Origin of the sequence: Streptomyces sp. W16 (assembly GCF_033194735.1) — a bacterium.
GTDB lineage: Bacteria > Actinomycetota > Actinomycetes > Streptomycetales > Streptomycetaceae > Streptomyces.
Window position 1 is genome coordinate 1 of sequence record NZ_JAWOAI010000016.1, and the last position, 15214, is coordinate 15214.

The 15214-nt window shown below is 67.8% G+C and carries 12 protein-coding genes; 7 read left to right on the top strand and 5 right to left on the bottom strand.

The window, feature by feature from the left end; genetic code table 11:
* The coding region (locus R6V09_RS03775) for a glycosyl hydrolase family 95 catalytic domain-containing protein (protein WP_317879888.1) at nucleotides 1-1613 on the bottom strand (1613 nt) is incomplete at its 3' end.
* A gap of 236 nt (nucleotides 1614-1849) precedes the next feature.
* Here R6V09_RS03775 and R6V09_RS03780 point away from each other — a divergent pair.
* From R6V09_RS03780 to R6V09_RS03800, 5 genes are all read left to right on the top strand, one after another.
* On the top strand, nucleotides 1850-2884 hold the full coding sequence (locus tag R6V09_RS03780; protein WP_317879889.1) for a LacI family DNA-binding transcriptional regulator: 1035 nt from the start codon (nucleotides 1850-1852) through the stop codon (nucleotides 2882-2884).
* 268 nt (nucleotides 2885-3152) lie between these two features.
* Nucleotides 3153-4436 carry an ABC transporter substrate-binding protein gene (locus R6V09_RS03785; protein ID WP_317879890.1) on the top strand — a complete coding sequence of 428 codons (1284 nt, stop codon included), beginning with the start codon at nucleotides 3153-3155 and terminating at the stop codon, nucleotides 4434-4436.
* Between the two features lie 14 nt (nucleotides 4437-4450).
* On the top strand, nucleotides 4451-5383 hold the full coding sequence (locus R6V09_RS03790; protein WP_442809964.1) for a carbohydrate ABC transporter permease: 933 nt from the start codon (nucleotides 4451-4453) through the stop codon (nucleotides 5381-5383).
* Complete coding sequence (locus R6V09_RS03795) at nucleotides 5380-6198, top strand: carbohydrate ABC transporter permease (RefSeq protein ID WP_317879891.1); 819 nt, start codon at nucleotides 5380-5382, stop codon at nucleotides 6196-6198. The genes R6V09_RS03790 and R6V09_RS03795 overlap by 4 nt, the downstream gene beginning before the upstream one ends.
* A gap of 225 nt (nucleotides 6199-6423) precedes the next feature.
* Complete coding sequence (locus R6V09_RS03800; RefSeq protein ID WP_317879892.1) at nucleotides 6424-8739, top strand: beta-glucosidase family protein; 2316 nt, start codon at nucleotides 6424-6426, stop codon at nucleotides 8737-8739.
* Nucleotides 8740-8815: 76 nt separating this feature from the next.
* On the opposite strand, the gene R6V09_RS03805 is transcribed toward R6V09_RS03800, so the two are convergent.
* Nucleotides 8816-9517, bottom strand: a complete 702-nt coding sequence (locus tag R6V09_RS03805; RefSeq protein WP_317879893.1) for a transposase — start codon at nucleotides 9515-9517, stop codon at nucleotides 8816-8818.
* 258 nt (nucleotides 9518-9775) lie between these two features.
* Here R6V09_RS03805 and R6V09_RS03810 point away from each other — a divergent pair, with 258 nt between their 5' ends.
* Nucleotides 9776-11056 (top strand): ABC transporter substrate-binding protein, encoded by a 1281-nt coding sequence (locus R6V09_RS03810; protein WP_317879894.1) that lies wholly within the window; start codon nucleotides 9776-9778, stop codon nucleotides 11054-11056.
* Nucleotides 11057-11418: 362 nt separating this feature from the next.
* Nucleotides 11419-12363: a C45 family peptidase gene (locus R6V09_RS03815; RefSeq protein WP_317879895.1), complete on the top strand. Its 945-nt coding sequence runs from the start codon at nucleotides 11419-11421 to the stop codon at nucleotides 12361-12363.
* Between the two features lie 573 nt (nucleotides 12364-12936).
* On the opposite strand, the gene R6V09_RS03820 is transcribed toward R6V09_RS03815, so the two are convergent.
* The 3 genes from R6V09_RS03820 to R6V09_RS03830 form a co-directional block, all read right to left on the bottom strand.
* Nucleotides 12937-13752, bottom strand: a complete 816-nt coding sequence (locus R6V09_RS03820) for an SAM-dependent methyltransferase (RefSeq protein ID WP_262057566.1) — start codon at nucleotides 13750-13752, stop codon at nucleotides 12937-12939.
* A gap of 63 nt (nucleotides 13753-13815) precedes the next feature.
* On the bottom strand, nucleotides 13816-14052 hold the full coding sequence (locus tag R6V09_RS03825; RefSeq protein ID WP_317879896.1) for a DUF397 domain-containing protein: 237 nt from the start codon (nucleotides 14050-14052) through the stop codon (nucleotides 13816-13818).
* Nucleotide 14053: 1 nt separating this feature from the next.
* Nucleotides 14054-14929: a helix-turn-helix domain-containing protein gene (locus R6V09_RS03830; RefSeq protein ID WP_317879897.1), complete on the bottom strand. Its 876-nt coding sequence runs from the start codon at nucleotides 14927-14929 to the stop codon at nucleotides 14054-14056.
* Between the last annotated feature and the right edge of the window lie 285 nt (nucleotides 14930-15214).

Sequence of the window (15214 nt, forward strand, 5' to 3'; positions counted from 1 at the left end):
CGCTCCGACAGCGCGCGCCAGCGGCCGACCGCGGCCTGCTCGATGCGGAGGCGGGTGCAGACCTCGGCGGCGGTGGCGAGCGCGTGCCGGGCCGAGGCCAGGTCCATGGTGGCGTTCACCCCGGACATGCCCAGACCGTCGCGGGGGCCGACCTCGGGGGAGTATGAGGGGACCAGGACGACGTGTCCGTCCTCGTCCTCGCGGGTGAGGAAGTCCTCGAAGAAGACGGCGGCCTCGACGAGCCACGGGGCGAGGGTGCGGGCGAGGAAGTCGTCGTCGCCGGTGGCCTGCCAGTACTCGTACAGCGGGAACAGCAGCCAGTCCGCGCCCGCCAGCCACATGGTCCAGGGCCAGTCGTCGTTCAGGTGGAAGAGCAGCCCGTGTTCGCCGTCCGTCCGGCTGGGGGCCAGGATCCCGCGGGTGCCGTAGATCGTGCGGGCGTTGGTGCGCCAGTCGTCGATCTGCCCGTCGATCAAGTCGGCGTACGGCGCGATGAGTTCGGGCATGCCGGTGAGGACCGCCCCGGCCATCTGGAGGTTGATGTTGGCGTCGGTGGTGTAGTCGCCGGACCAGGCGGCGCCCCATTCGCCCAGCCACAGGCCGGTCAGCCGGGGCGGCAGTACTCCGCTGGAGCTGAGCAGCAGGTAGCGGCCGGAGTGGAACAGCGCCTCGATCAGCGCGCCGTCCAGCGTCTTGGTGTCGGCACGGGCAGTCAGCTCGCCCACGGGGAGGCCGCGGTCGCTGTCGGACACCCCCAGGTCGAGTTCGGCGCGGCCGTAGAGTTCGCCGTGGACGGGCGCATGCCGGGAGAGCAACTCGTCGTAGTCGGCGGGCAGTTCGGTCAGGACCGCGCGTAGCGCGTCGATGCGGGGGAGAGGCGCCGACCGGTCCATCCGGGTCAGCAGGACGACGCGCGTTGCTCCTTCGGCGCGGACCGTATCCCCTTCCGCCGCGACCCGGCCGCCCGTGACGACGGCCCGGGTCACGCCGGTGAATCCCGCCGCGCCAGGACCGGGCGGATACTCGCCCACGACGGCGAGTGACGCCTCGCCGTCCCCGGTGACCTCGGCGGACGTCGTGAAAGTGACCTCGGCGGGGCGGCCGGCCAGCTCTCCGGACAGCCGTATGGCCAGGTCGAGCCGTGGACCGGTGATCTCGACGACCGCGACGGCGTCGGTGCGCGACACGAACGCACGCCGGACCCACTCCCGTTCCCCGTCGGACCAGGTGACCCGCACCTCGCCCGTGGCGAAGTCGGTCACCCGGCGGTAGTCCTCGACCGGGCCGTCCCCGGCCGTCGTGTCCACATGAAGCAGGTGTCCCGGATGGAAGGACTGCGTCCAGGCCATCCCCCTGCCGTCGGAGAACTCGCGCTGTGCCTGCTCCCGTTCCCCGGCGAGGGCCAGGTCGCGGACCCGTTCGAGACGGTCGGCGACAGCCGGCGGCCGCATCCCGAGGGACTCGTTGGGCAGCACGTAGCGGTGGTGGTTGTGAACGATCCGCTCCCGGTGGGGATGCCCGAACACCATGATTCCGTACTCGCCGTTGCCGGAGAGGAAAGCGTCCTCCCAGCGGTCGGCGGGCTGTGTGTCGTAGATGCTGTGCACCGGCATTCCCGGCCTCCCGGACGTGACGTGCCTGAGCGGCTCGAACAGGCTGCGGGGGAGCCTACAAGAGGCGGCCGATCGGGTTGCGAAAGACTTTCGCAGCCCTTGAGTTCCCGCGTTTCCGCAGGTGTGCGCGGCTTTCGGCACTCCTTCTCGGCCTGCCGTGATCGAACCGGCGTGTACGTTCACTCAGCACGCGCTCAGAACAGGCCAACGGACGCGCAGGGGAGGTCCACACCGCAGTGACGGGCCCAACCAGTTCGCGCCGGAACGCCCAGTACGGGCTTCTCGCCTCGATAGCCGAAGAGGTCGGCGTCTCGCCGGCGACCGTTTCCAAGGTCGTCCACAGGCGGCGTGACGTGTCCGAGGTGACACGCGCCCGCATCGAGGCGCTGCTGACCGAACGGGGCTTTGTCCGTACGTGGGAGACCGAAGCCCGTCGGCGACGGCAGATCCTCGCGGTGTTCCGGGACCTGGCGGGACCGTACACCCTGGAAGTGGTCCGCGGCATCGTGGAGTCGGCGGCCGAGATCGGTGTCCACACGACCGTCGGCACGACGGGTCGGCGCTCCATCGCACAGTGGCTGGAGGAGTGTCAGAAGCTGGACGCCCTCGGGGTCGTCATCGTCATCTCCACTCTCGTCGAGCGGGACGAGCGCCGGATCCTGGAGCAGCGGATTCCGGTGGTGCTCGTCGATCCCCTGAACGCGCCGTCCGGGGACATCCCCAGTGTCGGGGTGGCGAACTGGCACGGCGCGACGACCGCCGTCCAGCACCTGATCGACCTCGGGCACCGCCGCATCGGCATGCTGGCCGGCCGGTCGCACTCCCTGGCCGGGTCCGCGCGCCTGCACGGCTACCGGGCCGCCCTGACGGAGGCCGGGATCCCTTACGACGCCACGCTCGTGCGCTCGACGGACTTCGACTACGGCGAGGCACTGCGCGCCGCCCGCAGTGTGCTGGAGCGGGACGAGAGACCGACCGCTCTCTTCGCCGCCAGTGACGTCCAGGCGCTCGGCGCCCTGGAGGCCGCCCGGCAACTGGGCATCGCCGTACCGCGCCAACTGTCGGTGATGTCGTTCGACGACACCCTCGTGGCCGCCATGGCCTCGCCGCCGCTGAGTGCGGTGAGGCAGCCGTTCAGGGAACTGGGCCAGGAGGCCACGCGTGTCCTGCTGAACCTCGCCGAGGGCCGGCCTCCCGCCACGACGCGCAGGGAACTCGCGACCGAACTGGTCGTGCGCGTGTCCACGGCGCCGCCCGAAACCGGGAAATAGGGACGAAGCCGAGCCGGTTCCGCAAGCCCTCGGACTGCGAAAGTCTTTCGGAAGTGATTTCGCTCCGATATTGCCGCGGCCGAATTCCGCCGCTTAACGTGACCGACGCCAGCTCAACCGCAGGAGCAACGGAACCGCAACACTTGCGCAACAGCGCCTGACGGTCTTGGCCATCGACCCAGATCCCTCAGTGCGGGCAGGCCCGGGACGGCCTGCCGGGTGCAGTGCACCCGCGGAGGGATCCTGCCGACTCGAAAGGTGTTCAACGATGAACAGTGTGTCCCGGAGATGGTTCCTCACCGCTACGGCGGCGACCACGCTCAGCGTCACCGTGGCCGGCTGTGGTTCGTCCGGCAGCTCCACGTCCTCGCCCACGGGCAACGTCGACTTCTGGACGCTGCAGGACCCGACCAACTCGGTCCAGAAGGCCGCGGTGGACACGTTCAACTCCGCCGGCAAGGGCAAGGTCAGCATGACCGTGATCGCCACCGACGGGTACAAGGACAAGCTGCGGACCGCGATGGGCTCCGCCAAGATGCCCGGCGTGTTCTTCAGCTGGGGCGGCGGCAGCCTGAACGACTACGTCACGGCCGGCAAGCTGGTCACGCTGGACACGGCCCTGGAGTCGCACTTCCTGCCCTCCGCGCTGGCCGCGGGCAAGGTCGGCGGCAAGCTGGTCGGCATCCCCTGCCGGGGCACCCAGCCGGTGTTCCTCTTCTACAACAAGAAGGTCTTCTCCGACGCCGGCGTTCAGCCGCCGACGACCTACGCCGAGCTGCAGAACCTGGTCAAGGTCTTCAAGGGCAAGGGCATCACGCCCTTCGCGCTCGCCGGCAACGCCAGCTCCTCGTGGACCGAGCTGATGTGGGTCGAGTACCTCGTCGACCGCCTCGCGGGGCCGAAGCTGTTCGACAAGATTCAGGGCGGCGACTGGTCGCAGTGGAAGGACCCCGCCATCCTCAAGACCGCGCAGATGATCAAGGAGCTGGTGGACGGCGGCGCGTTCGGCAAGAAGTTCGGGTCGGTCAACTACGGCGCCGGCGGCACCTCCACGCTGCTCAACAAGGGCAAGGCGGCGATGGTGCTGATGGGCTCGTGGGAGTACGCGACCCAGTTGGCCGAGGCCCCCGACTTCGCGAAGAACGGCCTGGGATACGTGGCCTTCCCCTCTGTGGAGGGGGGTAAGGGTGATGCCGGCAACGTGGTTGGCAACCCCACGAACTACCTCTCGGTGACCACCTCCGCCGCCAAGCAGACCGCGACGGAGTTCCTGAAGACCACGTACAGCGACAGCTATGTGCAGGGCCTGGTCGAGAAGGGTGAGGTGCCGGTCACCTCCAACGCCGCGCAGTACCTCACCAAGGCGGCCGACCCGGCGTACGCCAAGTTCCAGTACGACCTGGTGCAGAAGGCACCCTCCTTCACCCAGTCCTGGGACCAGGCGCTCGGCCTCACCCTCGGCACGCCGCTGCTGACCGAGATCCAGAAACTGTTCAATGGGCAGAGCTCGCCGGAGCAGTTCGTCAGCGCGGTTCTGGCGATCAAGAAGTAGGAAGGCGCGTCCACGTGGTCTCCGCAACGACTTCACGGACCCTGCGCAAGCAGCGGGTGCGTGACCGGGCCGCTCCGCCCACCCTGGAGCGGCCCGGCGTGGCCTGGGCGCTTCCCGGGCTGCTGTTCTTCCTCGTCTTCGCCGTCGCCCCGATGGTGGGCGTGCTCTACCTCTCCTTCACGCACTGGGACGGCCTGAACCCACCGCAGTTCACCGGCACGGCGAACTGGTCGCGGTTCTTCGGTGACAGCCAGGTCTGGCAGTCCACCACGGTCACGGGGCTCCTGCTGATCGGGAACATCGTGGTACAGGCGCCGGTCAGCATCCTGCTGGGTGTCTGGGCGGCCGGCCACCAGCGCAACCGGGCGATCCTGTCGGCGGTGTTCTTCCTGCCGCTGCTGCTGTCCACGGCGGCCACGGCCATCATGTGGCGCCAGCTCCTGGACCCGAACTTCGGCCTGCCCGCCAAGTTCGAATGGCTGTTCGGAAGTAATCCGATGGGCACCCAACAGGGCGCGATCGCCTGCCTGGTCCTCGTGACCACCTGGCAGTTCGTCCCCTTCCACAGCCTGCTCTACCAGGGCGCCGCCCGGTCCATTCCGCACACGCTCTACCAGGCGGCCTCGATCGACGGCGCGGGGCGGGTCAGGCAGTTCGTCCACATCACACTGCCGCAACTGCGCAACACGATGATCACCTCGACCATCTTCATGGTCGTCGGCGGCCTCACGGCCTTCGATATCGTCCTGCTGCTGACCAACGGCGGCCCCGGCACCGACACGGCGATCCTGCCGTTCTCCATGTACCAGACGGCCTTCCGGACATACGACTACGGCTACGCGAGCGCCATCGCCAGCTTCCTGCTGCTGCTCGCCACCGCCGCCTCCGTCATCCTCACGAAGCTCAGCGGGTACGACAAGATGACGAGCACGATGGAGGGGCTGTGAGGACGCGCCCGAACTACCTCGCCGGCGCCGCCGCCCTCGTCTGGCTGGTGATCATCGGCGTCCCCCTGTACGCGCTGGTGAACACGGCGGTGCAGCCGCAGACGAAGTACACCGACAAGGGTCCCGTCTCGATCCCCGACACCGTGACCCTGGACAACTTCCGCACGGTCGTGGACAGCGGCTTCCTGCAGTACATCTGGAACACCGTCGTCGTCGCGGTAGCCACGGTAGCCATCGTGCTCGCGCTCGCGGTCCCGATCAGCTACGCCGTGGTGCGCGGGCGGGGCTGGCTGACCAAGGGCGTGTTCCGCCTGTTCCTCCTGGGCCTGGCGATCCCCTCCCAGGCGGTGATCATCCCGCTGTTCCTGATCATCAACAACCTCGGCCTCTACGACACCCTGTGGGGCATCATCCTGCCCACCGCCGCGTTCGCGCTGCCGGTGAGCGTGCTGGTCCTCAGCGGCGGGATGCGGGACATCTCCAACGAGCTGTACGAGGCCATGGCACTGGACGGCGCGAGCCCGGCACGGACGCTGCTGACGCTGGTCGTCCCGATGTCGAAGTCGGCCATCGCGACCACGTGCGTCTTCACGGCCCTGCAGGCGTGGAACGGCTTCCTGTTCCCGCTGATCATGACCCAGTCGAACGACAAGAAGCTGGTGACGCTGGGCCTGTACAACTTCGTCTCCCAGTACGCGGCGAACGTGCCGGCCCTGCTGGCCGCGGTGCTGATGTCCGCCGTCCCCATCCTCGTCGTCTACCTCTTCGCCCGCCGCGCCCTCGTCGCGGGTCTGATGGGAGCAGGCGGCAAGTAACGGTGCCGAGTCCCGCTCCGGCGAATCCAGCGGGACGCCACCCCGTTCGGGGCCCGGACGCCGAAAGGCGCCGACTCCCCCGTGTGACGCAGTCCGGCGTGTCTGCCTCCCCATGACCGCCGGACCGGCGTCCGGGCCCACTCCCGTGCCGGTCGGCGGTGCCTCCTCGACCCCTTGGACCACTCGCGCGCTCTCGCGCACCCCCGCAACAGAACGGATGAGACCTTGACGATCAGCGACGAGCGCCCGACGACCGGGCTGTGGAACGATCCCGCCCTGCCGGCGTCCGTTCGCGCGAGGGCCCTCCTCGACACCATGACCAGGGCCGAGAAGGTCGCCCAGCTCGGCAGCACATGGCCCGGCCACGACGAGTCCGGCGACGTGGCCCCGATGCAGGACACCTTCCGCGGCGCCGAGAGCTTCGAAGAAGCGATCGTCGACGGTCTCGGTCAGCTGACCCGGGTGTTCGGTACGGCGCCGGTCGACCCGGAGGCGGGCCGCAAGCGCCTCGCGGAGTTCCAGGAGCGGGTGACGGCGGCGAACCGCTTCGGCATCCCGGCCATCGCCCACGAGGAGTGCCTCACCGGTTTCACCGCCTGGCAGGCCACGGTCTACCCCACACCGCTCGCCTGGGCGGCCACCTTCAACCCCGCCCTCGTCCACCGTATGGCCGCGGCCATCGGCGAGGACATGGCGGCCGTCGGTATCCACCAGGGACTGTCACCCGTCGTGGACGTCGTACGCGACTACCGCTGGGGCCGAGTGGAGGAGACCCTCGGAGAGGACCCCTACCTCGTTTCGGAACTCGGCCTGTCCTACGTGCAGGGGCTGCAGTCGGCCGGCGTCGTCGCCACGCTGAAGCACTTCGCCGGCTACTCCGCATCGAGGGCTGCCCGCAACCACGCCCCCGCCGCCGTCGGCCCCCGCGAACTCGCCGACCTGATCCTCGTGCCGTTCGAGAAGGCCGTGGTGAAGGGCCGGGTCGGCTCGGTCATGAACGCCTACAACGACATAGACGGCGTGCCCTGCGGCGCCAGCGAGGAACTCCTGACCCGGCTGCTGCGCGAGAGCTGGGGATTCGAGGGCACGGTGGTGTCCGACTACTGGGCGATCGCGTTCCTCGCCTCCCTGCACCACGTGGCGGCCGACATCCCGGGCGCGGCACGTGCCGCGCTCCGGGCCGGGATCGACGTCGAACTGCCCCACACCACCGCATACGGCGAGCCGCTCCTGGACGACGGCATATCGGCGGATCTCATCGACCGCGCCGTACTGCGGGTCCTGACCCAGAAGGCCGAACTCGGCCTGCTCGATCCCGACTGGAAGCCCGGGCAGTACACCGCTCCCGCGGACTTCGACTCGGTCCGAAACCGCTCCATCGCCCGGGAGTTGGCCGAGGAGTCCGTCGTCCTGCTCGACAACTCCTCGGACCTCCTGCCGCTCGCCGGAGCACGCTCCGTCGCCGTCATCGGTCCCGCGGCCGACGACGTCCGGTGCCTGTTCGGCTGCTACTCGTTCCCCAACCACGTACTGCCCCACCACCCCGACACCCCCCTGGGCGTCGAGGCGCCCACGGTGCTCGACGCCTTCCGGCGCGAGTTCCCCGACGCCGAGGTCCGCCACGAGACCGGTTGCCAGGTCATCGGGGACGACCGCAGCGGCATCGCCGCCGCGGTGGCTGCCGCCGCCGCGGCCGACGTGACGGTCCTCGTCGTCGGTGACCGCTCCGGGATGTTCGGACACGGTTCCTCCGGCGAGGGCTGCGACGTCGGCGTGCTGACACTCCCCGGAGTCCAGGACGAACTGGTGGAGGCCGTCCTCGACGCGGCGACCCAAGTCGTCCTCGTCGTCCTTTCGGGCCGTCCGTACGCCATCGGCCGGCACGCCCGGCGGGCGGGCGCCACCGTCCAGGCGTTCTTCCCCGGCGAGGAAGGGGCGGGGGCGATCGCCGGTGTCCTCTCGGGCCGGATCAACCCCTCCGGGCGCCTTCCGGTCCAGATCCCGGGCGACGAGGCGGGCCAGCCGGGCACCTACCTGGCACCTCCGCTCGCCCTCAAGAGCGACGGCGTGAGCAACATCGACCCCACACCCGCGTTCCCGTTCGGGCACGGCCTGTCGTACACGACCTTCGAGATCGAGAGCGCGTCCGTCGATGAAGCCGTAGTGTCCGTCGACGCGACGATCACGTTGCGGGCCAGGGTCTCCAACACCGGTGAGCGCGCGGGCACTTGCATCCCCCAGCTCTACCTCACCGACCCGGTCGCCTCGGTCACCCGCCCGGTCCGCCAGCTCATCGCCTTCACCCGCGTCGACCTCGCCGCCGGTGAGACCCGTGTCGTCGAGTTCGAGGTCCACACGGACATGGCCGGCTTCACCGGGAGAGACCTTCGCCGACGCGTCGAACCCGGTGACCTCACGCTCACCGTCGCCCGGTCGGCGGGCGACCGCGGCGTTCCCGTCCAGGTGACCCTGCAAGGAGACGAGCGCATTGTCGACAGCACCCGCACCATGACCACTCCTGTCAGGGTGCTCCCGGGCTGACCTCAGGTACTCCGCCGGCCAGGAGGCTCCCCGTGTCAGGTGCGGGGAGCCTCCTGGAGGGCGTCTGGAAAGCCTGTCAGTGGGCTGATCTTTCGAGGCGACGCACGAGGAGCATGGTCATGGAGAGGTAGACGGCGTTCTCCGAGCAGACACGCAGGTACTCGTAGTCCTTCGACAGGCGGCGGCACCGTCCCAGCCAGGCGAATGTCCGCTCCACCACCCAACGCCGCGGGACCACTGCGAAGAGGGGCACTGCCGGTGGCGGTGCCCCTGCTTTCGCCCAGGTCGAGCGGAATCCTCCGTCGCGGCGCCGCACGACTTCCACGGTGATGCCGGTGGCTTCCCGGGCCCCAGGCGCGGAGGCCGGCGCCGCGGTAGCGCGCTGGTCCGCCCCCACGTGCCGAAGGCGTGGAGAGGCATCAGCGGCCCGGGAGAACTGCACCACGGCACCATCGCGACCGCCGACGCCGATCGGGCTCACGCCGACCACCAAAGCAGTGCCACAGGTGTCGACGAGCAGGTGACGCTTGATGCCGTCGTATCCATGCAGGCCACCGCGTTCGCCGGCCCGGACACTCCGGCTGTCCACGATGGCGGCGCCGGGAGTGGGATCACGGCCGAACGGCGCCCGCTCGCGCTCGCGCAACGCCGTCAACATCCGCTCCCACACGCCTTCCAGCGCGTTGGGGATCTCCCGCCGGGCGTGTATCGCCGGTCGGCCACCGGGCCCGACCGCGGGAATCAGCGGACGGAGGATCTCCCACTCCGGATCAGACACCCTTTGGCCTCAATTCCACAAATCGTCAAATCGCGAAAACCTTTCGCGATCGACGCCCTCCGACTGTTGCCGCAGCTAAATGCCGATGTTTAGCCTGGAGTTGGCTGGCTTGGCCTCGGCTGCGATGACGTGGGCGGTTCGAGAGTCCCCGGCATGTCGAGCCATCGCCTTCCCCCACAGCAATGCTCTGCAGGCTCTGAAGAGCCTGCAGAGTGAAGTGCGTCCCCACGCGGATGCTGTCGACTCGGAAGGTGTTCAATGAACAGAGGCTCCCGAAGGTGGTTCCTCACCGCCGCTGCTGCCGCGACTGGCGTCTCCGTGGCTGGTTGCGGCTCGTTCGCCAGTGATGCGTCCAACGGAATTGGATCTACGGATTTCTGGACGCTACAGGATCCTACGAACTCGGTCCAACAGGAGGCAGTGGATGCGTTCAACTCTACTGGCCATGGAAAGATATCGATGTCCGTGATCGCCGCAAACAAGTACAAGGACAAGTTGCGGAGAGCCATGGGATCTTCCAAGATGCCGGGATTGTTCTTCAGTTGGGGTGGCGGCGACCTTGCCTATTATGACAAGGCCGGAAAGCTGGAAGAGCTTGACAATTTCTTGGAAATCTACTTCCTGTCTTCTGCACTCGAAGCTGGAAAGGTCGGCGACAAGCTCCTTGGACTGCCTTGCCGCGGCACTCAGCCGGTTTTTCTCTTCTACAACAAGAAGGTCTTCGCTGATGCGGCTGTGGAGCCACCGAAGAGCTACACCAACCTGACGGACTTGGTGACGGTATTCAAGGGAAAGGGAATAACGCCTATTGCGCTCGCGGGTAATTCCAGCTCCTTGTGGACCGAGCTGATGTGGGTCGAGTACCTCGTTGAACGCCTAGCGAGGCCCTGGTTCTTCCAAGATATCCAGGACGGCCAGTGGTGGCTGTGGAGCGACCCCGCAGTTCTCAAAGCTGCGCAGATGATTCGGGACCTGGTGGACAGCGGAGCGTTCGGAAAAAATTTCAGCTCGATCAATTACGGCGCCGGCGGCACCTCCACCATGCTGTCGAAGGGTGAGGCGGCGATGGTCCTCATGGGTTCGTGGGAATACGCTGTCCAGCAGGGCCAGGATCCGGACTTCACCAAGAATGATCTCGGTTATGTTCCCTTCCCCACGGTCGAGGGTGGAAAGGGCGACCCGAACAATATCGTCGGCAACCCCACCAATTACATCTCCGTGACCTCCGGTGTACCGGAGGAAACCGCCGCAGCGTTCCTCAAGACTACCTACAGCGACAGCTACGTCGAGGGACTGATAAAGAAAGGCGAAGTGCCAGTCACGACCAACGCTGAGAAGATGTTGGCCAAATCTCCTGACCCGGCATACGCGAAATTCCAGTATGATCTCGTGCAGAATGCGACGACTTTCACGCAGTCCTGGGATCAAGCGCTCGACCTCAGGCTGGGGACCCCGATTCTCGCCGAAGTTCAGAAGTTGTTCAGCGGGCAGAGCGCGCCAAAGCAGTTTGTCCGTGCAATTCTACATCTAAAGAAATAGGCAGGCGTTTCCCCTCGGTATTCCAGTCGACCTTCTGTATTTTTCCTTCAGCAGGCGGGCGGCCAGTTCCGTAAAAGCCGGCAGGTCTGGGCCAGGTGCAGGGTGGCTGCTGTCGCGCATCAGCGGGTGCAGCCGCGCGACGGGCAGCGCGTCCAACCCGGCCGCGGAGTGCCACGTTAATTAACTCCCGGCTCCTCCAACGCGGGAAATTGTCGCCTGCTTGGAATCGGCCACGCTCGCGTTCGGCGGATTCCACCAGATCCAGGGCCTGACCGTCGCCGATGGCGGCCACCTGGTGATTCACCCCGCAATTGGCTAGGTTGCCCTCACCTCGTCCGATTCCCACAGGGGGAGTGGCAGCCGTGCGGCAAGAGCACAAGACCTTCCAGGCGATCGAGGTCGGCGACGGGGGCGACGGGCGGTGGGCCGCCTACGCCCGGGTCCTGTGGCAGGAGATGGAGGGCCTGCTGACCGAGGAGGGCCGGACTCCACAGGGCGCGGACCGTGTTCGGGCGCTGTTCCGTGCGCACATGCCGGAACTGGTCCCGGTTCTGGACCGCCTGGCCGGCCAACTCGACCGGCCCGAGGCGGAAGTCTTCCTCACCCACGCGGCACTGCGGCCGTTCTCCCAGTCCTGCGCCCAGATCGGCCAGAACGGCTCTCTGTTGCGCAACTATGACCTACGGCCCGATCAGTGCGAGGGAACCATCGTCTCCTCCCGCTTGCTGCGCCCCGTGATCGGGATGCAGGACATGCTGTGGGGCCTGCTGGACGGGATGAACGACGCCGGTCTCGCGGTCTCGCTCACCTGGGGCGGACGTTCCGTCTACGGACGCGGCTTCGCCATTCTCATCGTGGTGCGCTACCTGCTGGAGACGTGCGACACCGTCGATGAGGCGGTCGGCAGGCTGCGGTCCCTGCCGGTCGCCGTTCCACAGAACCTCACCCTTGTCGACCCCACGAAGGCGGTGACGGTGTTCGTGGGGCCGGATATGTCGCCGACGTTGGCGCCGGATGCCTGCGCCGCCAATCACCAGCACCTGCCGGTGACCGACGGGCAGGAGCGGGCCTTGCGGACGCTGGAGCGGCTGCGCGCCATTCGCGCCGCCGGTGTGGACGTGGCGGCGATGCTGAAGCCGCCGCTGTACCAATCCGTCGACGAGCAGGGGTCGAGAACGCTCTACACAGCCCACTACCGGCCCGTCGAGGGCCGTGTGACTTACTACTGGCCCGGTGCGTCCTGGCAACAGTCCTTCGGCGACTTCACGCCCGGATCCCGCACCATGACCTTGAGTCGGGCCGGCTGAGAGGCTTTCCGGACCCCCGCTCACCCCTGCACGAAGATCTCGCAAGAACGTGATTTCACCCGCCGCCCACCGGCCCTCCCCCGGCCGGCCCCGCCACGGCCGCGCGATGAACGGCAGCGGCTCGGCACCGCTCCCACGGTCGGACGAGCGCCCGGCCCGATACACCCCGACAAGGCGTCTCTCGCTACGCGGTCACCAATCCACAGGTCTCGACAATTACTCGCCGCGGGATGCTGCCTGCGTCAGCGCGAAGAGGGCCTCCACCTCTGATGCCAGCGCCAAGTCCAGCGCTGACGAGCGCCAGCACGGCGACAGCTCCTCGCAGACGTGAACTTCAAAGGTGTAACAGGCAAGGTCGCCTTCGACGACTACGGCGACGAACTGACCCAGACGGTTACCATCTACCGCCTGCACAACCGCTCTTGGAAGGCTGTAACCGTGGAGTGACCCCTCGCCGCACTTCGGTACCCCATGTAGATCCAGCCGCCAGTCCTGCCGGAGCGATTCATAGTGGTCGAGCGGCTTCCCCGTGTGCCGGGAACGGCTGTGCGGCCGGCCCCGGCACCGAGATGGTCACGGCTTGCGCGCGACCGCCCCGTACATTGCGATGTCCTCATCGCGTATGTTCTGCTCGCCCGTGCCGTCCGGGTGCCACTTGTGGACCTGGACGATGCCGGGTTCGACCAGCTCAAGGCCGTCGAAGAACTCGTGGGCCTCGTCGATGGTGCGCAGCCGCATCGGCATGTCGCGGGCCGCGTACTCGCGGGCGACGCGGCCCACCTCCTGCGGCGCGAACTCGGCAGTGCCGATCGACATCGCGAGGTAACTGCCCGAGGGGAGAGGCTCCAGCAGGCGCCGTACGACGCCCACCGCGTCGTCCGCGTCGAGCATGAAGTGCACGATGGCGATCACTGTCAGCGCCACCGGCCGGGAGAGGTCCAGGGTCTCGCGCAGCTCCGGCGCGTCGAGGATCGTGGACGGCTCACGGAAGTCGGCCTCGATGTACGACGTCCTGCCCTCGGCCGTGCTGGAGAGCAGCCCCTGGGAGAGGGTGAGGACGATGGGGTCGTTGTCGACGTAGACCACCCGTGACTCGGGAGCCACCTGCTGGGCGATCTCGTGCAGGTTCGGCGAGGTGGGGATGCCGGTGCCGACGTCCAGGAACTGGCGCACGCCCGCCTCCTCGGCGAGCCAGCGCACGGCCCGGTTCATCCAGTCCCGGTTGGCGCGCATGTGGATCGGGAGCGCGGGCCACTCCCGGGACATGGCGTCGCCCGCCTCCTTGTCGGCGGGGTAGTAGTCCTTCCCGCCCATGATGTAGTCGTAGATCCGCGCGGAGTGCGCGTGTTCGGTGTCGATGCGGTCGGCCGGCCATCCGTTGTCGGGCAACGCCGTGTCTCCCATGCGAGTTGTGAAGGTTCGTGATGAACGCTCAGTAAAAACAATGGGGGTTCACAGAAGGAAGTCGGCGTCACCCGCCTTCACGCCCGTGACGAAGCTCGTCATTTCGCGGGGTGTGAAAACCAGCGCCGGGCCGTCGGGGTCGGTCGACTGACGTACGGCGACGCGTCCGTCGGCGAGCTTCTTCACTTCGACGCAGGCGCCCCCTGCGTCGTCGCTCCACGGCTTGGTCCAGCCGCGTGTGCCCAGGTTCCGGGACGGTATGCCGTTGCGTATGTGGTGGTGCACGTCAGAGCTCCTTGCGAATCGCACCGAGGAGGGCCTCGGTCTTGCGGGCGGGCGCCGCCTGCGCGCCCAGCCGGTCCAGGGCCTCGCGATACACCACGACGTCGTCGCCCTTGTCCAGATAGACAGCGCCCACCAGGCCGTTGAGATAGACGACGTCGGGCAGTTCGGCTGCCCGGAACCGGAAGAGGTGGAACGCCCCGGCTCGCATCGCCGGGTGCGGGCCGTTGGCGAACGGCATGATCTGCAGGGTCACATGGAGCAGCCGGTTGACCTCGATCAAGTGGTCGACCTGGGCGCGCATCACCGCGGTACCCCCGACCGGCCACCTCAGCACCGTCTCGTCCATCACGACCCACACCCGCGGCGGCGCCTCGCGGGTCAGCAGCTCCTGGCGGCGCATGCGAAGAGCGACCCGGCGCTCCGTGGCCTCGGTGGGGGCGTGCGGGTTGCCCGCGCCGAGCAGGGCCCGCGCGTACTCCTCGGTCTGCAGCAGCCCGTGGACGAACTCGTTCTCGTAGGCGCGGACCTGCAACGCCGCCTGCTCCAGGCTCAGATACGCGGCGAACCAGTCCGGCATGACGTCGCGGTACGTGTGCCACCAGCCGCGCTTGCTGGCCTCGCGGACCGACTTCAGGAAGGTGTCGATCTCCTGACGGTCCGTCACCCCATAGACCTGCAGCAGCTTTTCGGCGTCCGCCAGGCGCAGCCGGGCCACCTTGGCGGCCTCCATCCGGCGGATCGTGGAGTGGCTGACACCGATGGCCTCGCCCGCCTGCTCGTACGTGAGTCCTGCCCGGGTCCGCAGTTCCTCCAGCTGGCGGCCGAGGATCATGCGCAGAACGGAGGGAACGCCGCCCCAGTCGGTCTCTGCGGTCACGGTCTACCTCCCTTGCGGTTCCAGCTCCGGGCGGCAGTCTGGCAGGCTCTCGCTCTTCACAGACTCTTTCGATCACTTCCTGGCGGAAGCAGCATGCACTTCGCTACATGCAATTTTCAACTTGCTGGTTGCGATGGGTTGTTGGCAGGTGCCACAGTAAGCATGTCGTTACAGCTCGTCGAAGAGCGAGACGGCGCAGCCCAGTTGGGGGAAACAGGGCTACGACCTGCGTTGGCCCGGCGCGGGTCGCCGTCCGCGCCTCGTGCGCGGCCGGTCGGCGCGACA